Here is a 25,327-nt window from a genome sequence, read left to right as displayed (position 1 = left end):
TTCTCGTGCTGTTCGCTCGGCCTGTGGATCGAAGGAGGTTGCGATGGCGGAGATGCGGGTGCGCTCGGTGCGGGGTTTGTCGGGTTGTGTATACGGGTTCATAAACCGGTGACTTGGTAAAAGATCAGATAAGTCAATTGCTTAATGCCGCGGGGTCCGGCTGGATATACCCCAGCCTTCAGAACGAGTCCGCAGAAGTGCGGGCTAAAACACGTTAGGCCCCAAGACGCTATACCTACCCCTACCGAGCCATTTACTGTATGCAGCTTCTTGCTCATCAAACTATTCGCTTTATCGATCAAGCAATCCGCGCGCTGGATAATGAACAAGCTTTGCCACGTCATCTACAAAGAATTTTCTATCGTACTTGGTGGCACAAAGGGTACCCACATAGCGTTGAAAGTGCACGCGAACTAATCCTTGAGATCGAAGATGCAGCAAAAACATTACGCGGTGACGCATCGCAACTGGAGACAAATCTTCACGAGGCCGGCGAACGATTTCCGATTTTCCATGATGTAGTGCAGGTGCTTCCAATTTTCAATCATGCCATTGTTTTGGAGTGCCACCGACCGCTCGTCCGAGCTTCTGAAGTTCCAGTGCTACTTTACCTACTTAGAATCCCAAGCTGCGGCGAAGGAATGGAGGTAGAGAATCATGGCTTCGGATATCACTTCCATTATGGAAAAGTAAAATCGGAGACCATTGCACGAACAAATCTGTTGCTCACCTTCGATCCCGCAAGTTCCGGCGTAAAGCGAACGCGATCACAGAATCGTATGGGGCCGCCGCTTCATGGCGAGTACCATGCGGAAGGCAAGAATAGATCCATCAATGCGGAGACGATTGGCAAAAACAAACGGCTACCCATTTATACAGTTTGCCTTTTAACTGCCGAGAAGCGCGGATTTGCAAATTTCAAGCGCCCGCGGAACGAGGCTTTTATTTTCCATGTGGGCGAGAATGCGGCCTAACTGTTTGGTCAAGCTGACGCCAAAAGCTACGCTTTTGGTTCCCTCCAGTCGCTACGCTCCTTGCGGTGCAGCTTACCGCGAGAGTTAGGTCTCACGAGAATGAACGAGCCATTTGCAGACTTCGCCCTGAGTGATTTTTGGGAGGAATCAGACTACGCAAGGCGGGAGTACGTTGGTCCAGCTTTCACTGATCTCGACGTCGCTCGCGTAGAAAAGGAGCTTGGATATAAGCTACCCAAGTCTTACATCACACTTATGCGCACTCAAAACGGTGGCATCCCGAAGCGCACAAATCATAGGACCAGCGAACGAACCTCTTGGTCCGAAGATCACATAGCGATCACCGGCATCTACTCAATCGGCAAAGAAAAAACCTATTCGTTATGCGGCGAGTTCGATAGCAGCTTCTGGGTTAGCGAATGGGGCTACCCCCCGATCGGCATCTATTTTGCCGATTGTCCGTCGGCCGGTCACGACATGCTTTGCCTTGATTACAGTGAATGTGGCCCAACTGGTGAGCCTCGAGTAGTCCACATTGATCAAGAGCGGGAATACAAGATCACATTCGTTGCCAAAAACTTCGAGTCGTTTGTTCGTGGTCTTGAGGGTGATGATGCGTTTGAGACCTAACATGGCGTATATGGACTCCCCCGTAAATCAAGACAGACCGTGTTTTTGACTTTCCGGGTTGAATCACCTGCAGTCGTATATCCGGCATCTGTGGTGGGTTCTGAATGACCCGTGCCGACATGGAATCTGCCCGCGAAGCGCCAATCGTTACAAGCGGCTGCCGGAGAGCCGGCAGTGTTATCGGCGTCGTGTCGCGTGGGTGTGACCCGGTTTGCCATGATGAGCGATCAGTCTCGGCGCAAGGGTGAGGGGAAAGGGTGAATCGATCACGGGCCAGGACGAATTGGCGACGGCGAGTTGAAAGACGCTCTTGGCCAGGTCGACGGCAACGGTAGTAGCATCCATGACGGACTCCTCCTCCTGAAGACCGATCCCCATCCCATGACCCTGATTAGGTTTGCATGGCACTCGACATCCGCACGATTTTCTTCATGCTCGGGCTCGCGACGCTGGCCGCTGCCGTATCGCTCTTTTTGGCGCAACGGGTCCGGTTAGCCGTGCATGGCATCGAGTGCTGGGCCTGGGGCATGGCTTGCGCAGCCTGCAGCGGCTTTCTCCTCGCCCAACGCGGTGCCCTCTCCCCCCTGCTCACTGTCGTCGCTGCCAACACCGTCCTCCTTCTCGGGCTCAGCCTCTTCTGGCTCGGCATGCGCCGCTTTGTCGGCCGCTCCTGCAGTCCCAGCTGGATATTCGCTGCACCCGCCATCGCCCTACCTTTCCTCGCCACCCGCTATCTGGACGACAGCGACCCGGCAGGGCGCATCAGCTTCCTTTCCATCATCGTTGCCCTGCTGCTCTTCCTCACCGCCAGCGAACTGCTCCGTCACGGCGAAAGGGGGCGTCTCGGCCGCCGCTGGGTCGCCCTGCTCTTGATCCTGCACGGCCTCTTCTTTTGTGTCCGCGCCATCCTCAGCGCCACCGGCACGCCTCTAAGCGACCCCTTCGGCAGCGGCCGCCTGGCCATGATGACCGGCCTCGAAGGCTTTCTGTTCATCCTCTTTTTCACTCTTGGCCTGGTCATCATGACCAGCGAAACCCTGCAGGCCGAACTCAACCGCCAGGCCACCCGTGATCCGCTTACCGACGTCTACAACCGTCGCGCCTTCCATGACCTATCGGCCCACGAGCTGGCGCGCGCGCAGCGCTCGGGCCGCGCACTGGCGCTGCTTCTCATCGACCTCGACCACTTCAAGCAACTCAACGACCGGCATGGCCACCACGTCGGCGACCTTGCCTTGAAGCACTTTGTCGCCCGCGTCGCTCCCTGCCTGCGCCATCAGGACATCTTCGCCCGATACGGCGGTGAGGAATTCGTCGTCCTGCTGCCGGACACCGAGGTCTCCACTGCCCTTGTGGTGGCCGAACGCATCCGCGCCGCCGTCGCCGGCCACCCTCTGGAAACGAGCAGGGGGCCAGTGACCATCACGGTCAGCATCGGCGTCGCCACGACCCGGCCGACTTCTCCCGACATCACCGCCACCATTAACAGTGCCGACGCCGCCCTCTACCGGGCCAAGGCGGAGGGCCGTAACCGCGCTGTCAGCGGATGACTTCGACTGGTCGACATCCAATGGACTGGCGAACTGGCGCTGGCTACACGGCAGAAAGGAAACACCGAATGCCCACCCAAATCCTCACCTTCTGGTTCTCCGAAATCACCCCCAAGGCCTGGTGGTCCGCCGATCCTGTCTTTGACGCGCTGCTCCGCCAGCGCTTCGGCCCGCTGCTCGATAGCGCCGCTCAGGGCGAACTGTTCTCGTGGCGGGCGGATGCCAAGGGCCGTCTCGCAGAGATCATCGTGCTCGACCAGTTCTCGCGGAACATCCACCGCGACACGCCGCGCGCCTTCGCGCAGGACGCAACCGCGCTGATACTGGCGCAGGAGGCCGTTGCGGCGGGTGCGCTTCCGGCTTTGGAGCCGATCGAGCGGGCCTTTCTGTTGATGCCCTACATGCACAGCGAGTCGCGCCTGATCCATGTGCAGGCAGAGGCGCTGTTTCGCGAGTTTGCGCCGGCCGACAATTACGATTTCGAGTTGCGCCACAAGGCCATCGTCGACCGCTTCGGGCGCTATCCGCACCGCAATGCGATTCTCGGCCGCGAGAGCACCGCGGAAGAGCTTGAGTTTCTGGAGCAGCCGGGATCGCGCTTCTAGGCCGGCAATCCGTGCGATCTCCGCAGTGCGGGGCGCAAAGTCCGCAGCGCTCCGCCCGTCGCGCTTTTCCGGCCGGCCGGCGTGTGGCGGGTCGGCTTGCCGACGGCATGGCCGCTAGGATCGCGGCCTGAACGCGGAGCCGGCAGCCAGCCGGCCTTCACTGTCCTGTCCGGAGTCCCATGAGTAGTCAAATGCAAGCGCGCCTCGCGGCGCTGGTCGCGGTCGTCTATGTGCTGCTGGTGCTGGGCGGTTCGCTGGTGCGGATCGCACTGACCGGCGATTTCTTCAGCCTTCGCCTCAACTTCGTGCAGCCGGTGACCTGGCTGGTGTGCATCCTCGGGCTGCTGATCGCCTGGGGCCTGTGGCGGTGCTATGCGTGGGCGTGGTGGCTGGGCCTCGGCGCGGTGTGCTTCCAGCTGTACCGCTTCGGCAGTTGGGTGGTGGCCAACTACAGTCTCTCCCATCTGCCGGGGTCGAACGTGCTGTTGGCCTTGTTCCTGCTGCTGGTCTTTCTGCTTCTGCTGCTGTTGCCGGGCACGCGCGCGGCGTGCAGCCGCTAGCGCGCCCGCTTAGTCGCCTGGCGCCGCGCTTGCGCGGACATCCCAGCACGCGGCGGTGAAGCGCACTTCTTCGCCATGGATGAAGGGTGCGAACACCGGGTGCAGCGCCTCCATGACCGCCGTGCGGGTAGCGGCGTCGGCCTCGTCCAGCGCGCGGCCCACGGCGCCCATGCGCGCCATGTAGGTGGGCAGGTGGTGGGCGGGGAAGGCGCAGGCGATGTCGGCGGGGCGGATGTCGATCCCGCGCCAGCCGGTGTGCTCCAGGATGCGGGCAACGTGTTCCCGGTCGGCAAAGCCGAACTGGCCGGGTTCGTTGGGGCGGCGTTGCGGTAGCTGCGGCAGCAGCGGCCGGGCCGCCTGTTCGGCAATCGTATGGAAGGGGTTTTCGGCCGGGCTGCGCCAGGCGATGAAGCGCAGCCGCCCATTGCTGCGGGTTGCGCGACGCAGCCCGGCGAACGCGGCCACCGGGTCATCGAAGAACATGACGCCGAAGCGGGACACGACGAGGTCGAAGCAGGCCGGGCCGAAGTCGTGACCTTGCGCGTCGGCGCACACGAAGTCGGCGCTGGCGCCGTGCTGCGCGGCGCGGGCGCGGGCGGCGGTGATCATCGGGGCCGATACGTCGATGCCGGTGCAGCGGCCATGGGGCGCCACGCGCCGCGCGATGTCCACCGTGGTGGCGCCGGCGCCGCAGCCCACGTCCAGTACCGCGGCGTCGGGCATGTCCGCCAGGGTGTCCAGAAGCAGGTCGGCGATGGGCTGGAACATGGTGTCCAGCAGGGTCTGGTTCTCCACCCAGGCCTGCCCCGCGCTGCCGTTCCACAGCGCGCCCTGCGTCTTGTTGCCGCTGTCGTATGTCTTGTTCATGATCGGGTTCCTGTCCTCGAAAACGTCGTGCTGCTATCTTGCAAGTTCAAGTCGACTTGAGGTCAAGCGCCATGTCGCTCGATATCGCGGAGGTCGCGCGGCAGTCCGGCGTGCCGGCCTCCACACTGCGCTACTACGAAGAAAAGGGGTTGATTGCCGCGCTCGGACGGCAGGGCCGGCGGCGTGTGTTTGCCGATGGCGTGCTGGAGCGGCTGGCGCTGATCGCGCTCGGACGGGCGTCCGGCTTTTCGCTGGACGAGATCGCGGCGATGTTCGCACCCGACGGCGGCCTGCAGATCGACCGCGCGCTGCTGCGGCGCCGTGCGGACGAGCTGGATCAGCGGATACGCCAGCTTTCCGCCATGCGTGACGGTCTGCGCCACGCGGCGCAGTGTTCCGCCCCCAGCCACCTCGAGTGCCCCACCTTTCGCCGCATCTTGCGCGCGGCGGCCATCGGCGCGCTTGGCCCGCGTCCTCGGCAAACGCCGCGCCGCCCTGGAGCAACATGAAGTATCGACTCGCGATTTTTGATTTCGACGGCACGCTGGCGGATTCCTTTCCGTTCTTCGTGCGGGTGTTCAACCACGTGGCCGAGCAGCACGCCTTCCGGCCGATCGCGGCGGAGGAGATTCCGTCGCTGCGCCATCTGGGCGCGCGCGAGATGATGGCCCACGTGGGCATGCCGGCGTGGAAGCTGCCGGCGGTGGCGCGCACCTTTACCCGGCTGATGCAGGCCAATGCCGGCGAGGTTGCGCTGTTCGACGGGGTGGCCCCGATGCTGCGCGCGCTGCACGAGGGCGGCGTCGGGCTGGCGGTGGTGTCGTCCAACGCGGCGGACAACGTGCGCAGCATCCTCGGTACGGACATCATCACGCGCATTGGCCAGCTGGAATGCGGCATGTCGATCTTCGGCAAGGCGGATCGCATCCGCAAGGTGCTGCGGCGCGCTGGCGTGGCGGCAGGAGACGCGATCTACATCGGCGATCAGGTGACCGACCTGGAGGCGGCGCGCAAGGCGCGGGTGGCCTTTGGCGCGGTGGCCTGGGGCTACGGCACGGCCGCGTCGCTGGCGGCGCACGCGCCGGACGAACTGTTCGAGCGGGTGGCGGACATCGCGCGCATTGCGTAAGCGGAGGGCGAGGCATGGACCTGCTGATCAACATCGACGTCGATGACCTCGCCGCCGCCACCGATTTCTACCGGCGCGCCTTCGGCCTGCGCGTGGGCCGCAGGCTGGGGGAGGGGGTTCAGGAACTGCTGGGCGCTTCCTCGCCGATCTATCTGCTGCACAAAGCCGCCGGCACCGCTGCGGCGGGCGGGGCGGGGGCGCTCACCACCCGCAACTACCGCCGCCACTGGACGCCGGTACACATCGACCTGGTCGTTGCCGACGTCGACCTTGCAGCGGCGCGGGCGCTTGCCGCGGGGGCGCAGGCGGAGGGCGCGGTGGAGGATTTCGCGTGGGGCCGCCTGGCGCGCTTTGCCGATCCCTTCGGGCACGGCTTCTGTCTCGTCCAGTTCATCGGCCGCGGCTACGACGAGATCGCCGACGGTCAGGCGGAAGGCTGAGCGGCGCAGCTGTCATCCCCGGCGGTGGTGCGACACATCACGGGCAACTTGTCATCGGGATAACCGGGCGAGCCGTTTATCATGTCGACCCCGCGCCGCACCGCATCATGCGCATTCCAACAGGATCGCCGATGGCTTCCGAACACGCCGCCTGGAACCCCGCCGCCGAATTCGAACTCACCCAACTCGCGCCGGATATCTGGATCGCCCGCCACCCGCTCAGCTTCTTCGGTTTCCGCATGACGACCTGCATGACCGTGGTTCGGCTGCCGTCCGGCGGGGTGTGGCTGCATTCGCCGATTCCGCTGCAGGGCGGGCTGAAGGCCGCGGTGGATGCACTGGGGCCGGTGCAGTTTGTGGTGGCGCCCAACCGCCTGCACCACCTGTATGCGCTGGCGGCGATGGAGCAGTATCCGCAGGCGCGCCTCTTCGTTGCCCCCGGGCTGACCGACAAGAACCCGGCCTTCGCGCCGCACCCGCCGCTGCCAGAGGCGGCGGTGGCACCGTGGGCGGACAGCATCGACGCGGTGTTCGTGGCCGGCAACAGCGAACTCAACGAAACCGTGTTCTTCCATCGCCCGTCGCGCACGCTGGTGATCACCGACCTCGCGGTCTTCCTCGGCAGCTGGGACGCCTTTGCCACGCGCCTGTATGCGCGCATCAACGGCTGCTACAACCGCTTCGGCCATTCCTTCCTGCTGCGTCGCTTTTTCCGCGACGTGCCGGCAGCGCGGCGTTCGGTGCAGGCCATGCTGGAATGGCCGATCGAACGCATCGTCATGGCGCACGGGCCGGTGCTGCGGCGCGATGCCCGCGCGCGGCTGCGCGAAGCCTTTGCGTGGTTGCTGTGACGCGTGGTGGCGTACGCCCCGCGCCACCGTCCGCATTGATCCGATTTCCCATTCCGGAGTGGCCGCGATGTCTCCATCCCCGCTTTTTGCCCGCCGCGTGTTCACGGTTGCCGGCGTCTACGGCCTGATTGCGCTGTTGCCGCAGTACTTCATGGAAGAACAGGTCGGCGTCGACTTTCCGCCGGCGATTACGCATCCGGAACATTTCTACGGCTTTCTCGGGGTCGCGCTGGCATGGCAGCTGGCCTTTCTGCTGATCGCACGCGACCCGCAGCGCTACCGGCTGTTCATGCTGCCGGCCGCGGTGGAAAAATTCAGCTTCGTGATCGCGGCGTTCGCGCTGTTCGCCCAGGCCCGGGTGCCGGCGCTGGTGGTGGCATTTGCCTGTATCGACATGCTGCTCGGTACGCTCTTCCTGCTGTCCTACCGGCGCACCGCTGCGGCCTGAGGCCTTGCCCGCGCCGCCGCCAGGCCGGCATCGCGCTCGTCGCGGAACAGCGGTTTGGATAAGCCGCCGCGCCGGGCGCACACTTTGCTGCGGGCTGAATACAGCTGCAACGGGCAGGAGAGGCTGAGATGCTGAAGACTTATCACGGAAGCTGTCATTGCGGGGCGGTCCGGTTCGAGGCCGACATCGACCTCAGCCAGCCCACCTATCGCTGCAACTGTTCGATCTGCCGCCGCACCCGCTTCTGGCCCGCGGTGGTCAAACCGGACGCGTTCCGGCTGCTGGCCGGTGCGGGCGAACTCGTGCAGTACCGCTTCAACACCGGCAAGAACCACCACTACTTCTGCCGGCACTGCGGCGTGCGCCCGTACGGCATCGGTAACGAGACGCCGATGGGCAAGGTGTACGGCGTCAATCTCGGCTGCCTGGACGACGTTACCGAGGAAGAGCTGGCGGCGGCGCCCATCACCTACGTGGATGGGCTGCACGACCGCTGGCAGGACAGCCCCGCGCTGCATCGGCACCTGTAGGCGCTGCGCCGGCGCTCGGCGGGCCGGGGCAGGGGAGACACGCATGATCGACGTCGCATTCAACGACTTCCAGAGCGCGGCCCACGCGGTGCTCGCCTACCTGCACAAGCGCTTCGGCTTCGGACTGTGGATGGTGACCCGCACCGAAGGCGAGGACTGGATCGTGCTGCAGGCCGAGGACCACGGCTACGGCGTCAAGGCCGGCTCGGTGTTCCGCTGGGCGGATTCCTTCTGCTCGGAGATGGTCAAGGGCAACGGCCCGCGCATCGCGCCGGATTGCGACGCGGTGGCTGTATATGCGGCGGCACCGATCGGCCGCCAGGTGCCGATCAAGGCCTACATCGGCGTGCCGCTGACCAAGGCGGACGGCAGCCTCTTCGGCACCCTGTGCGCGATCGACCCGGTCAGCCAGTCGCCGGAGATCGTGGCCGAGCAGCACCTCGTGGAACTGCTCGCCCGCCTGCTCAGCACCATCCTGCACGCGGACCTGCTGCTGTCGCACGAGATCCGCCGCAACGAACGCCTCGAACTGGAGGCCCAGACCGACCCGCTCACCGGCCTCTTCAACCGCCGCGCATGGGACCAGATGCTGCACCGGGAGGAGGAGCGCTGCCTGCGCTTCGGCCATCCTGCCGCGGCGGTGGTTGTCGACCTCGCCGGCCTGCAACACGTTAACGACAGCGAAGGCCACGCCGCCGGCGACGCCCTGATCGTCTGTGCCGCGCAGGCGCTGAGGGCCTCCGTGCGCGAGGTGGACATCCTTGCCCGCCTCGGCGGCGACGAGTTCGGCGTGGTGGCGGTGGAGTGCAACGAAGCCGGCGGGCACGCGCTGGTGGCGCGGTTGCGAGCCGCCTTTGCGGCCTATGGTGTGGATGCGTCGATCGGCATGGCAATGCGCGATCCCACCTGGGGCCTGGACGCGGCCTGGCAGCGCGCCGACCGCCTGATGTACAGCGAAAAGCGCCGTCTGCGGGGTTAAGGCGCGCAGCCGCAAGTCGCCTTCTCGGATTCGTTTCGGTCTGTATCGAGATTGATTCTTATTTGTGCATGACGATACAATCCGCGCCAGCCAGCCCGCCGCACCGGTCAGCCCGCGACTCCGCTCCTCGACACTGACCGCCATGCACGTCCGATCTCCACGCCCGCCGCGGGTGCCAAAAACCCACTTCTCCCTGATCCGCCGCCGGTCCCACCCTGCTTGTGGGGGAGCGCGGTGAAGAGGGTGCGCATGCCTGCCGGCAAACCCAACGCACAGAAGTGGCTGCGCAAGCTGCACGCCTGGATCGGCCTGATGCTGGCCACGGTGGTGTTGCTGTTCGCGGTCACCGGCTTCCTGCTCAACCACCGCGACGTGATGAAGATTCCTGCGCTGCAGCGCGAGGAAGTGCGCGAGCTGGTGACGCTGGCCGAAACCCCGGCGACGCCCCAGGCATTGCTCGCCCAGCTGGCGCTGCCACTGGACCCTGAACTCGGCAAGCTGCGCACCACCGTGGAGGCCGCCCGCGAAGTGGAATGGGACGGCCGCCGCGTGCGCCAGCCGGAGCGCTGGCGCATCACCCACGACACCCCCTCGCTCGCGACCCGCGTCGAATACTGGGCCGGCGCGAGCCAGGCCGAGGTCGTGCGCACCAAGCCCAATCTGTGGCTGCACCTCGCCCGCCTGCACATGGCGATCGGCACCGGCGCCGGCTGGATCCTGCTTGCCGACGCGGTGGCGATTGCGCTGGCGCTGCTCAGCCTGTCCGGCTTCTGGCTGTGGGGGCGGCTGCACGGCTCCACGCTGCGGCTCGGCGCGCTGTCGCTGGGCGGCGGCGCGCTGGTGGTGACGCTGGCGCTGCTCGCCGGCTGAATCCCGCCCGCGCCGGGCGTACCGGCGTTCCGGATTCCTCTTCCAGCCAGCCCGCCGCGCCCGTCGGCCAGCCAGCCAGCAATCTCCTTCGGGCGTATTTCCATGCAATTCAAAACAATCATCAGCCTGTCCATCGCGGCGGCGTTTCCCTTGCAGTCGCACGCCGCGGATGCGGTCATGGCCCCGGTTACCGTCAGCGCCGAATCCGCCGCTGAAACCAGCTACAACCCGCTCGTATCATCGTCCGCCACCAAGGGCACGGCGGCGCTGCGCGACATCCCGCAGACGGTGAACGTGGTCGGCCCCGAGCTGATCGAGGACCAGGGCGTGCGCTCGCTGACCGACGCGCTGCGCAATGTGCCGGGCGTGACGCTCAACATGGGCGACGGCCAGCGCGACCAGGTGGCGATCCGCGGCTTCACCGCGATCGGCGACGTCTTCCTCGACGGCGTGCGCGACGACGCGCTCTACTTCCGCGACCTCTCCAACACCGACCGGGTGGAAGTCATCAAGGGGCCGGCGGCGGTGCTCTACGGCCGCGGCTCGTCTGGCGGCATCATCAACCGCGTCAGCAAGCTGCCCATTACCCAGAGCTTGCGCGAGATCACCCTGCAACTCGACAGCGAAGGCGAGCGCCGTACCAGCGTGGACTTCGCCGGCGCGCTCGGCGACGGCGGCCACAGCTACCGCCTGACCGGCGCCTTCGAGGATTCCACCGGCTTTCGCGACGAGTCCTACCTCAAGCGCGAGGCGATCGCGCCTTCGGTGGATTTCAGGCTCGGCGAGGATACCCGGCTGCTGCTGCAACTGAGCCACAACCGTGACCGCCGCCCGACCGACTTCGGCATCCCCGATAACAACGGCCGCCCGCTCGACGTCGATCACGACACCTACTACGGCTCCGGCGACGCCGAGGACGACGACATGACGTCGGCGACGATGAACACCGCCACCGCCACGCTCAGCCACCGCTTCAACGGCCAGTGGTCGCTGCGCAACGTGCTGCGCTATTACGACTTCAAGCTCGACCGCGAGAACACCTTGTACCGCTCCGGCAGCGCCTACACGCTCGTCGGCGGCCAGCTGCGCATGCAGCGCACCCACGGTCATGTGCAGCGCGACGAGGAAGGCTGGTTCAACCAGCTCGAACTCACCCAGCAGCTCGCCCTCGGCGGCGTCAAGCACACCCTGCTGTATGGCATCGAGGTGGGCAGCCAGCGCAAGGGGCTGAACATCGACAACTGGATCGGCATCGACCGCGTGCCGCTGTACAACCCGGGCGGCGCGATTCCGCCGTACGCCGGCGTGGCGCCGACTTCGCGCACCATCGACAGCATGACCACCCAGGACAGCCTGGCCTTCTACCTGCAGGACCAGATCGCCATCGGCAACAACTGGAAGGCGCTGCTCGGCGTGCGCTACGACGACTTCCGCCAGAAGACCACCGAGTTCAACAAGGCCGACCTCGATCGCACCGACCGCGAATGGAGCCCGCGTGCCGGCCTGGTGTGGCAGCCGGACGAGGTGCAGTCCTACTACGTGTCGGTGTCGCGCTCCTTCCAGCCCTCGGCCGAGCAGTTCCAGCTGTCGACCTCCAACGTCGATGCCGATCCGGAGATCTCCACCAACTACGAACTCGGCGCCAAGTGGGACTTCTTCGGCGGCGCGCTGTCGGCCGGCGCCTCGGTGTTCCACCTGGTGCGCACCGACATGAAGATCACCGACCCGATCACCCGCGCCACCATCAACGCCGGCGAACAGCGCACGGATGGCCTGGAGCTGTCGCTGTCGGGCCGGCCGGCGCCGGGCTGGCAGGTGTATGCCGGCTACGCCTTCCTCGACACCGAAATCGTGAAATCCACCGCCACCGGCACCGCCAACTGGGGCACTACCGTGGTCCGCGCCGCCTACGAGGGCAACAACGCGGCGCTGACTCCGCGCCACAGCGCCACCCTGTGGGTGACCCGCGAGCTGGGGCAGGGCTGGAGCCTGGGCGGCGGCATGCAGGCGCAGGCCTCGCAGTACGCCGCGCCAGACAACCTGGTGAAGCTGCCCGGCTTCGCGGTGTTCGACGCCGCGCTGCTCTACCGCAGCAAGACCTACGACCTGTCCTTCAACCTGAAGAACGTGTTCGACCGCGAGTACTGGGCCTCCGCCCACGGCAGCGTGAACGGTCTCAACCAGCCGGGCGCGCCGCGCACCTTCCAGGCCACCGCGAGCTACCGCTTCTGAGCCTGACGGCCGGCGGCCGCGACCGCCGCTGGCCGCCTCGGTGCCGCCTTGCCGCTGCCGGTCCGATGATCTATCTGTTATGACATCAGGCGGTGGCGCGCGGGGAGGCGGACATGCAGCACGGCACGCTGGCACCCGCGCTGGCGCGCGGCCTGCTGAAGCTGAAGGACAGGATCGACGCCGCCGGCATTCCGCCGTCGTGCCTCGACCAGACCATCAACATTGCCACCTGGAACATCCGCGAGTTCGGCAAGAAGCCGCGCAGCGAGGCGGCGATTCATTACGTCGCGGAAATCCTCGGCCAGTTCGACCTGATCTCGGTGGTCGAGCTGCGCGAGAACCTCGGCGACCTCAAGCGCGTGCTCGACATCCTCGGCCCCGAGTGGCGCGCGGTGTATTCCGGCGTGGTGCCGGACGACGGCGGCAATGGCGAGCGCATCGGCTTCATCTTCGACCGCCGCGCGGTGGGCTTCCAGGGCATGGCGGCGGTAGCGGTGCCGCCACGGGTGAAGGTGGGCGGCGAATACCTGATCCAGGACCGCTTCTGGTGGCGGCTGCCCTACATGGCCTCGTTCTGCGCCGGCAGCTTCGAGTTCATCCTGATCGCCGCCCACATCCGCTGGGGCAACGGCGACACCGACCGCCTTGCCGAGATCGAGCTGCTGGCGCAGTGGATCGACGCCTTCCGCAAGTCCGAGCAGGCCACCACCCGCGACCTGATCGTGGTCGGCGACTTCAACATCCCCAGCCGGCGCAGCGCGCTGTTCAAGGCCATCACCCGCTACGGCCTGCACGTGCCCAAGGCGCTGCTGGCCGACACCTTCGGCAGCAACCTCGCACGCAACAAGCGCTACGACCAGATCCTGCAGTACCCGTCGGAAGCCTATCCCGACAGCTTCGCCGACAAGGGCGGGGTGCTGGATTTCCACGTGTCTGACGCGCTGGTGGGAGAGCTGTTTCCGCCCGAGCTGTTCCCGACCATGACGATGGACAAATACACCTACCAGCTCTCGGACCACCTGCCGCTGTGGATACAGGTGCGGACGGATGATGCGAGGGCGAAGCTGGAGGGGATGGCGGGGTAGGGGGAGGGGGCACTCGGCGGCCTCGCCCAAGGCCGCGTGGCGTGGGCTTTCGACGAGCGCCACCTGCGGCGCTGTTGCCGCCGCGCGCGAGATCACCCGCCAGACGCAGCCCTGACCAGGCCACGTCCGACGAGCCCGGCCGCGCGCCCCGCGACGCGACCGGAAGCACCACCTAAGGAGGAGATCACCATGAGCACCACCGACCGCTACTACGAACATCCCGCCCGCTTTTCCGACACCGACTGGCAGGCCCGCGTGCAGCTCGCCGCGATGTACCGCATCTTTGCCTACCTGAAGTGGGACGAAGGCATCTACAACCACATCTCGCTGCGGGTGCCGGGCGAGCCCGGCTTCTACCTGATGAACCCCTTCGGCCTGCATTACTCGGAGGTGTGCGCCTCCAACCTGGTCAAGGTCAATCTGGAGGGGCGGGTGGTCGACCATTCCGACTGGCCGATCAACCCCGCCGGCGTCACCTTCCACGGCGCCATCCACGGCCACGTGCCGCACGGCCACTGCGTGATGCATGTGCACACCACCGCGACCCAGGCGGTGTGCTGCCTGAAGGAGGGCTTGTCGTTCAGCAACTTCTACGCCGCCCAGCTGTACGGCAAGGTTGCCTACCACGACTTCGAGGGCATCACCGTGCATGCCGACGAGGGCGAACGCATCCTCGCCAGCGCGGGCGACAAGCCGGTGCTGCTCTTGCGCAACCACGGCCCCGTGGTGATCGGCGCCACGCTGGCGCAAGCCTTTTCGCTGATGTGGCTGGTCAATCGCGCCTGCGAGATCCAGCTCGCCTCGCAGTCCATGGGGCCGGTGATCGAGCTGCCGACCGCGGTGCTGGAGAAATGCGTGGCCGATTCGCTCAACTTCGATCCCAAGTACGGCGCCGGGGAGGACGTGTTCGCCGCCTTCACCCGGCTGGTCGACAAGGTCGATCCGGGTTACCGTCACTGAGCCACGCCGCCGGCATCGGACCGGCGGCGGATCGAACGGAGGAGACGCGAGTGAAGATCTGCCTGTATGGCGTCGGTGCGGTGGGCGGCCTGATCGGCGCCCGCCTGGCCGCCGCCGGCCATGCCCTCAACGCGGTCGCGCGCGGCGCCACGCTGGAAGCGCTGCAGCGCGACGGCCTCGGCCTGGAGACGGCGGAAGGCCGCCGCCACTTTCCGCTGCGCGCGGTGGCGGACCCCGCCGAACTCGGCGAGCAGGATCTCGTCATCGTCGCCGTCAAGCAGCCGGCGCTGGCCGCGGTGGCGGCGGCGATCGGCCCCTTGATCGGACCGCGCACGCGGGTGCTGGTGGCGATGAACGGCGTGCCGTGGTGGTTCTTCGACGGCCTGGCGGGGCCGCTTGCCGGCATCACGCTGGAAAGCGTGGACCCCGGCGGCGATCTGCGCAGCCGCATCCCCACCGCGCAGGTGATCGGCTGCGTGGTGCACATCGCCTGCAACACCCCGGCGCCCGGGGTGTGCCGGCTCGGCTTCGGCAACGGCCTCATCCTCGGCGACGCCCTCGGCGGCCCGCCCACCGCGCCCACCCGCGCGGCGGCCGAACTGCTTGCCGGCGCCGGGCTGGACGTCAAGCTGTCGGACGGCATCCAGCGCGACATCTGGTACAAGCTGTGGGGCAACATGACGATGAACCCGGTCTCCGCGCTGACCGGCGCCACCTCCGACCGCATCCTCGACGACCCGCTGGTCAATGCCTTCGTGGTGGCCGTGATGGAGGAGGCCGCCGCGGTCGGCGAGCGTATCGGCTGCCCGGTGGCGCAGACTCCGCAGGCACGCAACGCCGTCACCCGCGAACTCGGCGCGATGCGCACCTCGATGCTGCAGGACGTGGAGGCCGGCCGCGCGCTGGAAATCGACGCGCTGCTCGGCGTGGTGGTGGAGATCGCCGCCAGGGCCGGCGTGGCGGTGCCGAACGCGTCGGCGCTGCTGGGGCTGGTGCGGCTGTTCGGGCGGGTACGCGGGCTGTATTGATGCCTCAGCGCCAGCGGTGGCTGCGCGCCTTCACCACCAGGAACACTTCGCGCAGGAACAGCGCCAGCGACACGATCATCGCCAGCATTGCCAGCACGAACAGCGCCGCCACCCCGAAGGCGACGTTGAGCGTAACCATGGCCCCGAGGAAGGCGACCGCCACCACCAGGCACACCAGCAGCGCCGCAAGTACCGCGAAGAACATCGCGTGGTAGATCAGCCGCGCGCGGCGTTCCAGCAGGCCCAGTTCCTCCACGTCGTCGGCGATCGGCTCGTGCGGCTTGGGGTCGGCAAGGCGGCCGTTGAGCACGCGGCGGCGATCGACGATGCGGGAGAGGCGGCCGCTGAGGACGTTGATCAGCGTGGCGATCGCGGTCAGCAGGAAGACCGGGGCGACCGCGAGCTGGATCGCGTGGGTGATGTCGGCAATCTGGACGATCATGGGCGGGGCGGCGAGCGGAATGCCGCCACTTTAGCGCATCGCGGCGCCCGGCCCGCAGGCGCTGCGCGGCCGGCTTCCCCCGGGGCGGGAGCGCCGTTTGCATGCCGATCGGGCCGCGCCGGCCGCTCGTTTGTGCGCCGCCCCGCCCATGCCCGGGTTTCGCCCGTACCCGGCCGGCGCTCCGTCCATCCAAAGGGATAGCGAGGAGAGTGCAATGAGCGAGTATCGACACTACGTCTCTGGATTTTTTGCCGATCGCGAGCATGCCGAGCGCACCCGCGCCCAACTGCTGGAGCGCGGCCTGCCCGCGGCGCAGACGAATATCTACGCCACCGAACCCGGCCTGCCGCCGCCGGCCGAGCCGCCCAAGAGCAAGGCGGTGCTGAAGGACGTGCTGGTGGATGGCGCGATCGGGACCGCGGTGGGCACCGGCGTTGGCGCGCTCGCGCAGCTTGCGCTGGTGGCCGCCAACGTCACGCTGTTTGTCGCCAGTCCGCTGATCGCGCCCCTGGCGATGCTGGGCTGGGGCGCCAGCCTGGGCGGGCTCATCGGCACCGTGGTGGGGGCCGAAAGCAGGAAGGGCCCGTTCTCCGATCTGGTCAAGGATGCGATCGACAGCGGCCAGACCGTGCTGGTGGTCGAAACCCACGACGAGCAGCAGACCGCGCTGGCCGAAGAGGTCATTCACGCCGCAATCGGCGAGCACGACCCCAGCATCAAGGCCGGGCTGTATTGACCCTGGGTGCGGGCTTCAGCGCACCCGCCGCTGGGTGATGACCAGCGCGATGCCGCCGAGCACGGCCACCGAGGCCAGCGCAAGGCGCAGCGTGATCGCCTCGCCCAGGAAGGCCGCGGCGCCGAGCGCGGCGATGATGGGCACGCTCAGTTGCACGGTGGCGGCGCTGGTGGCGCGCAGGCCGGGCAGCGCCGCATACCAGATTGCATAACCCAGGCCGGACGCCAGCGCGCCCGACGCCACGGCGTAGGCCGCGCCTGCGCCGTCCACCGCGCCATGCGCTGCGGCCAAGAGGCTCAGCGCGGCCGCGAACGGTAGCGCGCGCACGAAGTTGCCGGCGGTGACCGCAGTGGGGTTGGCGGCCCCGCGCCCCCGCAGTGAATACACCCCCCACGCCACGCCGGCGCCGATCATCAGCACCGCGCCACCCAGCGGCGGGGCGGACAGCCCCGGCAGCAGCAAACCCACCAGGCCGCCAGCGGCGAGCAGCAGGCCGATGGTCTGGCGCCGGTTGAAGCGTTCGCCGTGGGCAAGGCCGTAGCCGATCATCGTCGCCTGCACCGCGCCGAACAGCAGCAAGGCGCCGGCCGCGGCAGGCAGACTGACATAGGCGTAGGAGAAGGCCGCGGCATACGCGAACAGCGCCAGGCCCGACGCCCAGCTACCATGGCTGCGGATGCCGCCGCCGCGCAGGATCACGATCAACCACAGCACCAGCGCCCCGGACCCGATGCGGATGGCGGTGAAGCTGGCAGCGTCGATGCCGGTTTCGCGCAAGGCCAGCCGGCACAGCAGCGAATTGGCGGCAAAGGCGATCATCGCGATCAGGGTCAGCACGGCGGTGCGGGCTGGCGTCATCGGTATGTCCTGAAGAAGGGGTGCGAGCGGGACGTGTCGAACTGGAGAGCCGGCCCCGCGCATGCTAGGGCGCGGGGGGACAGCGCGTAAACGAGTGCAACGGATTGTGACCCGGCGACGAGGGCCGCAAGGCGCTGATCCGGGTGATCTTCCTGCCATTGAAGGGGTGTCACGCGCGGAAATCACCCTTGAACAGGGCGCCGCCTCGACGCCATCGTTCATTGCTGCACACTTTCCGGTTTGCTATTTCTGTTCTGCGGGCGCATAGTGCGCCGCAGCGATTTTCAAGCAGTGCCTTTGTTGTCCGGTTCAGTCTCCGCGTTTTCGCGCGGCGTTCTCCCTTCACTGCCAGCCGTCTTGATTTTCGCCTTACCGGGGATATCCCCTCACTTTATTTTTTTGGGATGTACAAGACATGGCAACAGGTACCGTGAAGTGGTTCAACGACGCGAAGGGCTTTGGTTTCATCACGCCGGAAAACGGTGGTGAGGATCTCTTCGCCCACTTCTCCGCGATCCAGGGTTCCGGCTTCAAGTCGCTGGCTGAAGGCCAGCGCGTCGAGTTCGAAATCACGCGTGGCCCGAAGGGCCAGCAGGCGTCCAACATTCGCCCGCTGTAACTGCTGAATGTGGCGCGGCGTTCTGCCCGCGCCGTCCGCAGCAGGGGGTGTTCCCGTCTGCGGTTCGCCCCCCACTCCGAAAAGAAACCCGGCTTCGGTCGGGTTTTTTTATTTCTGCCTTTTCTGGAGATTTCCCCATGGCAAAAGAAGAACTGCTTGAAATGAGCGGCACGGTGCTCGAAGTGCTGCCGGACGCCCGCTACCGCGTGACCCTCGACAACGGCCACAGCCTGGTCGCCTACGGCGCGGGCAAGATGCGCAAGCACCACATCCGCATCATCGCCGGCGACAAGGTCCTGCTCGAACTGTCGCCCTACGACCTCAGCAAGGGTCGCATCACCTTCCGTCATATCGAAGGCCGCGCGCCGATGACGAGCCGTCATCAAAAGCGCTGATCCAAAGCGCGCACCGCAGGGTGCAGGGGACACTGGTCCAGTACTTGCTGCTCATCGGGCCGAACGCGCCTGACGCGAAGCCCGCGGGCTGCAGGGCCGGGAAGGGCGCGGAAATGAGGGTGGAGGCACTCCGCCCCGACGACGTCCAACTCCGACAGAGACCCCGAAAATGGCCTACATCCCCCTGTGCAAGCTGCGCAACCTCATCGAAGGCGAAGCCGCGCCCTTCAACCTCGACGGCCGCGAAATCATGCTGCTGTGGCCGGAAGGCGGCGAGCTGAAGGCCTTCGACGGACTCTGTCCGCATCAGCACATCCCGTTCTCGCGCGGCGTGTTCAACGGCCGCTACCTCACCTGTACCGCGCACGACTGGGTGTTTGACGGCCGCAGCGGCGAATGCCGCCAGGGCGAGGAATGCACGCTCGACAGCTACCCGCTGCGCGTTGTCGACGGCATCGTCGAGATCGAGCTGGCCTGAGCGCTCGCGACTTCAATTCACCACCGGCGCCACCGGCTCGCACAGCAGCTCGATGAAGGCGCGCAGCCGCGGTGGCGGCTGGCGCGCCGACGGATAGACCAGCGAGATCGGCAGCGGCGGTGGGCGTCGGTCCGCCAGCACTTCCACCAGCGCGCCGCGGGCGATCGCCTCCGTGACCATGTAGTCCGGCACCTGCGCCAGGCCCATGCCGGCACAGGCGGCGGCCACCAGCGCCTCGCCGTCGTTGATCGCGAGCGTTGCCGCATCGCCCAGTGTTGCGGTAACGCCGCCCGCGAAGGCCCACGGCCGCGTCCGTCCGCTCGACGGGCTGCGGAACAGCAGGCAGTCGTGCGCGGCGAGTTCCTCGGGCGTGCCCGGCGTGCCGCGGCGGGCGAGATAGGCCGGCGCCGCAACCGTGACGATGTGGTGCTCGCCCACGCGCCGCGCGGCCAGCGCCGAATCCGCCAGCGGGCCGACCCGCAGCGCACCGTCCAGGCGGTCGGCCAGCACATCCACCTGGCGGTCGGCCAGTTCCAGCTCCACCCCCAGCTGTGGATGGCGGCGGCGCAGCTCGGCAAGCGCGGGCACCACGCGCTGGCGGCCCAGCACCACCGGCGCGCTCAGCCGCAGCGTGCCGCTCGGCCGGGCGCGCGCGCCGGCCGCTTCGTCGTGCAGGGCCTCGATTTCGTCGGCAATGCGGCTGCAGCGCTGGTAAAGCTCCTCGCCCTCGGTGGTCAGCACCACCTGCCGCGTGCTGCGATGGAAGAGCCGCAGGCCGAGATCGGCCTCCAGCCGCGCGACGCTCTTCGCCACCGTGGAGGCAGACAGCCCCAGGCTGCGTGCCGCGGCGGCGAAGCTGCCGCGCTTCACGGTTTCGACGAAGGCCAGAAAGGCCTGCAAGCCCGCCATCGTGCTGCCCTCATTGCGGAAAAATTGTCGGCAATGTTACGACATGGCGCGCACTTCCTTCGGTAGTTGAGGAGGCGGACACTGCGCTCACCGCGTCGCCGCTGTCCGGCGCCGTTCAACCCGCAGTTCAACCCGCAGTTCAACCCTATCGCACCCTGGGAGAAGCGCATGTACGTCCTCGACAACACCCGCCAGCCCGAAGCCGCCCTGCCGGGCATCCACCACGTCACCCTCGCCGGCGCGGCCGACGGCCTGCAGCGCCTGTCCGTGTGGCGCCAGACCATCGCCGCCGGCGAGGCCACGCCGCCGCACCGCCACGATTGCGAGGAAGTGGTGGTGGTCGAAAGCGGCCACGGCGAACTGCACATCGCCGGGGCCGTCCATCGCTTCGGCCCGGACACCACGCTGGTGATTCCGCCCGCGGCCGATCATCAGATCTTCAACACCGGCGAAGCGCCGATCCGGCTTACCGCCGTGTTCTCGGTGTCGCCGGTGGAGGTGGTGTTTCCCGACGGTTCCCCGCTGGCGCTGCCCTGGCGCAGCTGACAGAGGGGCTTACAGCCGCTCCAGCGCCGGGCCGCCGGCGGGGCCGAACCAGGCGCGGCTGAAGGCCTTCTGCGCTTCCGCCTGGGCTGCGGGCTTGCGCTGCTGGCGATACACCTCCGCCAGCCCGGCCAGCGCCCAGCCGTTGTTGCGCACCTTGCCGAGCGAGTCGCGGAATGCTTTCTCCGCTTCGTCGAGCCTGCCCTGGCGCAGCTTCACCGCGCCCAGCGACTGCCGCACCGGGTAGTACCAGTAGGGCGGCTCCATGTAGGACAGCGCGTCCTCGATCGCCACCGCCGCCTCGTAGTCCTTGGCTGCGGCATCGAGGTCGCCTTCGGCATCGGCCACGCGGCCGCCGGCCACCAGGCGCGCGGTCTGCACGATCTCCCTGGCCGGCACCTGCCACGCCGCGTAAGGCTGGAAATCGGCGTTGGCCTCGATGCGAGTCAGTGCGTCCAGTTCCGCGCGGGCGGCGGGCAGGTCCTTGTTCGCGGCGAAGGCGACCGCGCGCGCGTAGTGGTACATCGCGGTCACCAGAGTCAGGCCCTCGGCGGGGCGCGGCAGCGCCAGGATGGTGGCCGGTTCGCTGAACAGCGCGTGCGTGGTGTAAGGCGCGCCCTTGATCGCCTCCAGCGAGGGGAACTGCCTGACCACGTCTGCCGGCATCACGCCATCCAGCTTCGCTGCGGCCTCCAGCGCGGTGGTGGCGTCGCCGCCCATCTGCGCCGATACCAGCACGAAGTGGATGTTGTGCGGGTAGTAGCCGGTGCGGTACAGCGGGTCGGACGGCGAGGTCTGGAAATAGCGCTCATCTACCGCGATCGCCTTCTTGTTGGCCTCCAGCGAATCGCGGAACAGCCCGGTGCGGTAGTAGATGTGGGCCGGCATGTGCACGATGTGGCCGGCCCCCGGCATCAGCGCCGCAAGCCGCCGGGCCGGTGCCAATGCGCGTTCCGGCGTGGTCGAGGCCTCCACCGCGTGGATGTAGAGGTGGATCGCGCCGGGGTGGCCGGGGTTACGCTTCAGCACCGTTTCCAGCGCCGCGATCAGGTCGGCGGCGCGGCCCTTGGGTCGGGTGCCGCCAGCCTCCCAGTAGTCCCACGGCTGGGTATCCATTGCCGCCTCGGCGAACAGGACCTGGATGGTGTCGTCCCGCGGGTAGCGGCGTGCGGCCTCGTGCATCGCGTCGGCGTAGGCCGCGTCGAGCGCGCTGCGGTCCGCCTTCGGATCGGCGGAATAGCGCCGCGCGAGCGCTTCGATCAACACCCGTTCGCGCGCGTCCGCGCGCGATGCGAGTGCCTGTGCGTGGCCGGTGGCCTCCAGTGCGGGTGGGTTGGCTTCGGGCGGCATCGGCGCGTTGATGTTGGGACCGAGCGCCAGCGCTTCACCCCAGTAGCACATCGCGCAGTGCGGATCGATCTGCTGCGCGGCGCGGAAGGCGCGGATCGCCTCGGCGTGGTTGAAGGCGAAGGCGAGCCGCAAGCCCTGGTCGAAATAGGCCTGGGCGCGCGGCTCCACGGTGCTCACCTTGAAGCTCAGCGTGCCCAGATCCTTGTACAGCGGCACCTCGCCGCCGGCGGGCTGCATCTGCCCGGTCTGGAAGGGGGCGTTCTCGGACTTCGCCGCGGCAATCTGGACGAGCGTGCGCTGCCACGCCCCGGTGAACGGGCTGGCGCAGACGGCGCCCGGGTCGGACAGCAGCGGGTCGAAGGCGGGCTGGGCGGCGCGCGATTCGCTGCTGCCTTCGGGCAGGAACAGCGTGGCGGCGAACAGCGCGAGGACGGCGGGACGCAGGGAAAGCGGTGCCATGATGGAACTCCAGGTCAAGGGCACTCACCCGTTATGGACGGCGCGGCGCGGGCGGACAAGTGCGGTTTGGATGCGGGTGGATGGGCGTCTGTTTTCCGGGCGGAGACGAACTCCCGTCTGTGGCGGAGACGGCGGTCGCGCCAACTTCGGGCGCGCCTTGGGCCGGGCAGGCGGCGACGCGGGCGATCCGTCACGTCTCCTCATCGGCGTTCTCCAGCACGGGTTCAAGGGCGTCGGCCAGACTGGCCACGTCTTCGCGCAGGCGCGCAGTTGCAACCACCAGCGCGCTGTGCTCCATCAGGCCCGCCACCTCCGCCGGCAACTGCTCCACCCTTGGCAGGTCGGCGCCGCGCACCAGCACCGGCACCACCGCGATGCCGCGCGCGAGCGCCTGCACGATCTCGTGGCGGACAACGTCGCGCGGGTCGTCGAGGCGGCGCACGCCGTCGCGCCGGGCGTCCACCCAGCCGGGACCGATCACGACCACCAGCGCGCGGCAGCTGGCGATGATCTCGGTGATGCGCTGCAGGAAGCGGTCGCCCGGGCGGATGTCGTCGAGGTCGATGAAGACGCGGTCGGGGCCGAAATGGGTGGCGAGTTCGCGCGCGATCAGCGCTGCCTCGGCGATGCTGTCGTCGCGCCGGTAGCTGATGAAGATGTCCGCCTTGCGCAGCGCCCGGCGCCGTTGCAGCGCGCGGTACAGCGGCAGCCCGGCGCCGAGCGCGAGCACCAGATCGCCGGCGGCGACTGCCGCCAGCAGCGGGGCCTCGTTGCGCATGCGGGTGGCCAGCGGCGCGTTGAGTGCGTCGCCGTCGTCGAGCAGCCACGCCCGCCCGCTCAGTTCGGTGCCCAGCCCGGCCGGTGCCACCCGCAGCTGCGCCACGGTCAGCGTGGGGGAGGCCGGGCCGCGGTCGCACGGGCCGCTCGCCAGCGCCGCGGCGCCGCGCCAGTGGGGGCCGCGGGGCGGCGCGGAGCAGGCCAGCAGGCGCCAGCGCCCGTCGCGGTCGACGACGCCCGCGCCGCGCACCGGCAGCAGGGTGCCGCCGCCCTCGCTGCCGCCGAAGACGAAGCGCGCGCTGGGCGGGCCGGCGGGCGAGGCATCGGCGCCCGCCGCATGAACGCGCAGCGCGGCCCCGTCCGGTATGGCGAACTCCAGCGGCAGCGCCGCCGGCAAGGGCCAGGTGCGGCCGCCGCCCACGAGACGGCGGGGGGCGCCGCCGATGACCGCCGGGGCGTCCGCGCGCGGCGTGCCGTCGACGAAGGCGGCGGGGTCGATGGACGCCATCGCGGCGTTGAGTTCGGCACCCACCGCGCGCAGTTCGAAGTAGGGCTGGCGGCGCTCGGGGTCGGGCTGCTGGAACAGTTCGACCCGCGCGACGCCGGTGGGCGCCTGCAGTGCGACGTGGATCCGGCTGCCGCCGCGCTCGCCGGGTTCGGCGAGCCAGTCGAAGGCGCCCTCGTCGCTGGGCGGGTCGAGCGCCGCGCTGCGCAGCAGGGCCAGCGTGGCGAGTGACAGGTGGGCGCGGTCGAGGCGCAGTTCCAGCACCTGGTCGCCGCTCGCGCGCAGCAGGGGATCCGCCGCCGCGGGCAGCAACAGCACCAGGCGCTCGCCTGGTTGCGCCTCCAGCGGCGGCGCCAGCGCAGCATCCGCCGGAAATGGCAGGCGGACGAGCCACAGGTGACCCACTGCGGCGAGCACCACCAGCAGCCCCCACGCCACCCGGGTCAGCCGCCGCGCGGCCTCGACGCGGGCTGCGGGCGGCATGGCGGGGCGGAGCGCGCGCATCGCGGGCCGCGCCTCAGCGGCGCACCTCGACCGCGCGCGGCGACCACGCAACCACCCAGTCACCGGGGTCCGCTGCCCATGCCCGCACATAGAGCAGATGGGCGCCCTGCGAGGCGGCGCCGCGCTCGTCGGCGCCGTTCCAGTGCAGCGGCGGTTCGCGCCCCACCCAGCTGTTGCGCGCGACCGACTGCTGCACCGGTTCGCTGCGCACCCGCACCAGGCGCGGCCCCCCGGGGGCCGCGTCGAGGCGGGCGATGTCCACCACCGCGCGGCTGAAATCCGAGCGCGAGTGGAAGCCGTAGAAGGCACGCTCGCCCGTCCCCAGGCGGAGCCGGGCGGGTTCGAACACCACCTCGTCGATCGCCACCGAGCCGATCGCGAGCGGCCCGCAGCCCAGGCCGTACAACTGAAGTGGCGCGGTCCCGCTGCCGCCCTCGACGCGCAGGCTGACGGTGCCGACCTTGAGGACCTCGCCGAAGCGCTCCGGCAGGTCGAGCGTGATCAGCGTGCGGCCGCGCTGCGCGCCCGGCGGCAGGAAGACGCGGTGCGGCGCCTCGCCGGGCAGCGCGAACTCAAGCTCGGCGCTGGCGCCGGGCGCCAGTTCGTACGCGATCACCGCCGGCCAGCCGCCGCGCAGCACCGCCTCGATCCGCAGGCTGGGAAAGCTGTAGGACTCGGGCAGGCGCGGCCCCTCGCGCGCGAGCGCCTGCGCCGCCGGGTCCGGACGGTTGCCGAACAGCGAGCGCAACACCTGGCCGAGGTCGATCTGGATCCCGACGCCCACCCCGCCGCCGGCTCCGCCCCGGTCGCCGCCGTAGGGTCGATCGGATGCAGGGCTGGCCGGCGGGTCGGCGGGGGTCGGCCGGCTGTCGGTCGGGGGCGCCTCGGGGCGCGGTTGCGCGGCGAGCGGCGGCGCCCACCCGATGCCGCACAGCACCCAGAGTGCGAGTAGCGCGGGCCGCCAGCGCGGCGCGCGGTGGTTGCGCGATCCCCTCATGCCTCCCTCCCCGGTGT

At 68.2% G+C, this 25,327-nt stretch carries 29 protein-coding genes; 22 read left to right on the top strand and 7 right to left on the bottom strand.

Annotated features, from left to right (window positions below; genetic code table 11):
* Positions 1–260 precede the first annotated feature (260 nt).
* The 5 genes from dqs_RS20810 (at position 261) to dqs_RS13705 (ending at position 4,319) form a co-directional block, all read left to right on the top strand.
* The gene (locus tag dqs_RS20810) at positions 261–974 is read left to right on the top strand and encodes a hypothetical protein (protein WP_157108191.1); all 714 of its coding nucleotides are present in this window, start codon (positions 261–263) and stop codon (positions 972–974) included.
* Between the two features lie 99 nt (positions 975–1,073).
* Entirely contained in the window at positions 1,074–1,604 is a 531-nt protein-coding gene (locus dqs_RS20535) for an SMI1/KNR4 family protein (protein ID WP_084018527.1), read from the top strand.
* A 401-nt stretch (positions 1,605–2,005) separates the two neighbouring features.
* Positions 2,006–3,154 carry a GGDEF domain-containing protein gene (locus tag dqs_RS13715; RefSeq protein WP_065340847.1) on the top strand — a complete coding sequence of 383 codons (1,149 nt, stop codon included), beginning with the start codon at positions 2,006–2,008 and terminating at the stop codon, positions 3,152–3,154.
* 68 nt (positions 3,155–3,222) lie between these two features.
* On the top strand, positions 3,223–3,759 hold the full coding sequence (locus dqs_RS13710; protein ID WP_065340846.1) for a DUF924 family protein: 537 nt from the start codon (positions 3,223–3,225) through the stop codon (positions 3,757–3,759).
* 191 nt (positions 3,760–3,950) lie between these two features.
* Complete coding sequence (locus tag dqs_RS13705; protein WP_198407891.1) at positions 3,951–4,319, top strand: hypothetical protein; 369 nt, start codon at positions 3,951–3,953, stop codon at positions 4,317–4,319.
* A gap of 9 nt (positions 4,320–4,328) precedes the next feature.
* Here dqs_RS13705 and dqs_RS13700 read toward each other — a convergent pair whose 3' ends face one another.
* On the bottom strand, positions 4,329–5,186 hold the full coding sequence (locus tag dqs_RS13700; RefSeq protein ID WP_065340845.1) for a class I SAM-dependent methyltransferase: 858 nt from the start codon (positions 5,184–5,186) through the stop codon (positions 4,329–4,331).
* A 71-nt stretch (positions 5,187–5,257) separates the two neighbouring features.
* On the opposite strand from dqs_RS13700, the gene dqs_RS13695 reads away from it, so the two are divergent.
* From dqs_RS13695 to dqs_RS13640, 12 genes are all read left to right on the top strand, one after another.
* Positions 5,258–5,695 (top strand): helix-turn-helix domain-containing protein, encoded by a 438-nt coding sequence (locus dqs_RS13695; protein ID WP_065340844.1) that lies wholly within the window; start codon positions 5,258–5,260, stop codon positions 5,693–5,695.
* Complete coding sequence (locus tag dqs_RS13690; protein ID WP_011766344.1) at positions 5,692–6,315, top strand: HAD hydrolase-like protein; 624 nt, start codon at positions 5,692–5,694, stop codon at positions 6,313–6,315. The genes dqs_RS13695 and dqs_RS13690 overlap by 4 nt, the downstream gene beginning before the upstream one ends.
* Positions 6,316–6,329: 14 nt before the next feature.
* The gene (locus dqs_RS13685) at positions 6,330–6,755 is read left to right on the top strand and encodes a VOC family protein (RefSeq protein ID WP_011766343.1); all 426 of its coding nucleotides are present in this window, start codon (positions 6,330–6,332) and stop codon (positions 6,753–6,755) included.
* A gap of 131 nt (positions 6,756–6,886) precedes the next feature.
* Entirely contained in the window at positions 6,887–7,606 is a 720-nt protein-coding gene (locus dqs_RS13680) for a DUF4336 domain-containing protein (RefSeq protein WP_169823517.1), read from the top strand.
* 67 nt (positions 7,607–7,673) lie between these two features.
* Positions 7,674–8,054, top strand: a complete 381-nt coding sequence (locus dqs_RS13675) for a hypothetical protein (RefSeq protein WP_011766341.1) — start codon at positions 7,674–7,676, stop codon at positions 8,052–8,054.
* Between the two features lie 128 nt (positions 8,055–8,182).
* Positions 8,183–8,584, top strand: coding sequence for a GFA family protein (locus tag dqs_RS13670; protein ID WP_011766340.1), 402 nt, complete (start codon positions 8,183–8,185; stop codon positions 8,582–8,584).
* Between the two features lie 43 nt (positions 8,585–8,627).
* Positions 8,628–9,563: a sensor domain-containing diguanylate cyclase gene (locus tag dqs_RS13665; protein ID WP_065340843.1), complete on the top strand. Its 936-nt coding sequence runs from the start codon at positions 8,628–8,630 to the stop codon at positions 9,561–9,563.
* 249 nt (positions 9,564–9,812) lie between these two features.
* A complete protein-coding gene (locus dqs_RS13660) occupies positions 9,813–10,433 on the top strand; it encodes a PepSY-associated TM helix domain-containing protein (protein ID WP_065340842.1) in 621 nt (206 codons plus the stop codon).
* A 102-nt stretch (positions 10,434–10,535) separates the two neighbouring features.
* Complete coding sequence (locus dqs_RS13655; RefSeq protein ID WP_011766337.1) at positions 10,536–12,665, top strand: TonB-dependent receptor; 2,130 nt, start codon at positions 10,536–10,538, stop codon at positions 12,663–12,665.
* A gap of 113 nt (positions 12,666–12,778) precedes the next feature.
* Positions 12,779–13,750, top strand: a complete 972-nt coding sequence (locus dqs_RS13650) for an endonuclease/exonuclease/phosphatase family protein (RefSeq protein WP_065340841.1) — start codon at positions 12,779–12,781, stop codon at positions 13,748–13,750.
* A 189-nt stretch (positions 13,751–13,939) separates the two neighbouring features.
* On the top strand, positions 13,940–14,710 hold the full coding sequence (locus dqs_RS13645) for a class II aldolase/adducin family protein (RefSeq protein WP_065340840.1): 771 nt from the start codon (positions 13,940–13,942) through the stop codon (positions 14,708–14,710).
* Between the two features lie 50 nt (positions 14,711–14,760).
* Positions 14,761–15,738, top strand: a complete 978-nt coding sequence (locus dqs_RS13640; protein WP_065340839.1) for a 2-dehydropantoate 2-reductase — start codon at positions 14,761–14,763, stop codon at positions 15,736–15,738.
* Between the two features lie 4 nt (positions 15,739–15,742).
* Here dqs_RS13640 and dqs_RS13635 read toward each other — a convergent pair whose 3' ends face one another.
* Positions 15,743–16,180, bottom strand: a complete 438-nt coding sequence (locus dqs_RS13635) for a DUF2721 domain-containing protein (RefSeq protein ID WP_011766333.1) — start codon at positions 16,178–16,180, stop codon at positions 15,743–15,745.
* Positions 16,181–16,394: 214 nt separating this feature from the next.
* Here dqs_RS13635 and dqs_RS13630 point away from each other — a divergent pair, with 214 nt between their 5' ends.
* Positions 16,395–16,916, top strand: coding sequence for a hypothetical protein (locus tag dqs_RS13630; RefSeq protein ID WP_011766332.1), 522 nt, complete (start codon positions 16,395–16,397; stop codon positions 16,914–16,916).
* A gap of 15 nt (positions 16,917–16,931) precedes the next feature.
* Here the strand turns inward: dqs_RS13630 and dqs_RS13625 are convergent, their stop codons facing one another.
* Positions 16,932–17,774, bottom strand: a complete 843-nt coding sequence (locus dqs_RS13625; protein ID WP_065340838.1) for an EamA family transporter — start codon at positions 17,772–17,774, stop codon at positions 16,932–16,934.
* 415 nt (positions 17,775–18,189) lie between these two features.
* On the opposite strand from dqs_RS13625, the gene dqs_RS13620 reads away from it, so the two are divergent.
* From dqs_RS13620 to dqs_RS13610, 3 genes are all read left to right on the top strand, one after another.
* Positions 18,190–18,393: a cold-shock protein gene (locus dqs_RS13620; RefSeq protein WP_011766330.1), complete on the top strand. Its 204-nt coding sequence runs from the start codon at positions 18,190–18,192 to the stop codon at positions 18,391–18,393.
* A gap of 137 nt (positions 18,394–18,530) precedes the next feature.
* Positions 18,531–18,788, top strand: coding sequence for a translation initiation factor IF-1 (infA, locus tag dqs_RS13615; RefSeq protein WP_011766329.1), 258 nt, complete (start codon positions 18,531–18,533; stop codon positions 18,786–18,788).
* Positions 18,789–18,957: 169 nt separating this feature from the next.
* Complete coding sequence (locus dqs_RS13610) at positions 18,958–19,266, top strand: Rieske (2Fe-2S) protein (protein ID WP_011766328.1); 309 nt, start codon at positions 18,958–18,960, stop codon at positions 19,264–19,266.
* 12 nt (positions 19,267–19,278) lie between these two features.
* Here the strand turns inward: dqs_RS13610 and dqs_RS13605 are convergent, their stop codons facing one another.
* On the bottom strand, positions 19,279–20,175 hold the full coding sequence (locus dqs_RS13605) for a LysR family transcriptional regulator (RefSeq protein WP_065340837.1): 897 nt from the start codon (positions 20,173–20,175) through the stop codon (positions 19,279–19,281).
* Between the two features lie 168 nt (positions 20,176–20,343).
* Between dqs_RS13605 and dqs_RS13600 the strand changes: the two genes are divergently transcribed.
* On the top strand, positions 20,344–20,721 hold the full coding sequence (locus tag dqs_RS13600; protein ID WP_065340836.1) for a cupin domain-containing protein: 378 nt from the start codon (positions 20,344–20,346) through the stop codon (positions 20,719–20,721).
* Between the two features lie 9 nt (positions 20,722–20,730).
* Here dqs_RS13600 and dqs_RS13595 read toward each other — a convergent pair whose 3' ends face one another.
* The 3 genes from dqs_RS13595 to dqs_RS13585 all read right to left on the bottom strand — a co-directional run bounded on the left by dqs_RS13595 (position 20,731) and on the right by dqs_RS13585 (position 25,310).
* Positions 20,731–22,527 (bottom strand): tetratricopeptide repeat protein, encoded by a 1,797-nt coding sequence (locus tag dqs_RS13595; RefSeq protein ID WP_065340835.1) that lies wholly within the window; start codon positions 22,525–22,527, stop codon positions 20,731–20,733.
* A gap of 190 nt (positions 22,528–22,717) precedes the next feature.
* On the bottom strand, positions 22,718–24,313 hold the full coding sequence (locus dqs_RS13590; RefSeq protein WP_065340834.1) for a toll/interleukin-1 receptor domain-containing protein: 1,596 nt from the start codon (positions 24,311–24,313) through the stop codon (positions 22,718–22,720).
* A 13-nt stretch (positions 24,314–24,326) separates the two neighbouring features.
* On the bottom strand, positions 24,327–25,310 hold the full coding sequence (locus dqs_RS13585) for a hypothetical protein (RefSeq protein WP_065340833.1): 984 nt from the start codon (positions 25,308–25,310) through the stop codon (positions 24,327–24,329).
* Positions 25,311–25,327 lie beyond the last annotated feature (17 nt).

This window comes from Azoarcus olearius (assembly GCF_001682385.1).
GTDB lineage: Bacteria > Pseudomonadota > Gammaproteobacteria > Burkholderiales > Rhodocyclaceae > Azoarcus > Azoarcus olearius.
The sequence above is the reverse complement of the archived record's forward strand: the minus strand, read 5'-3'. Positions and strand labels throughout refer to the sequence as shown.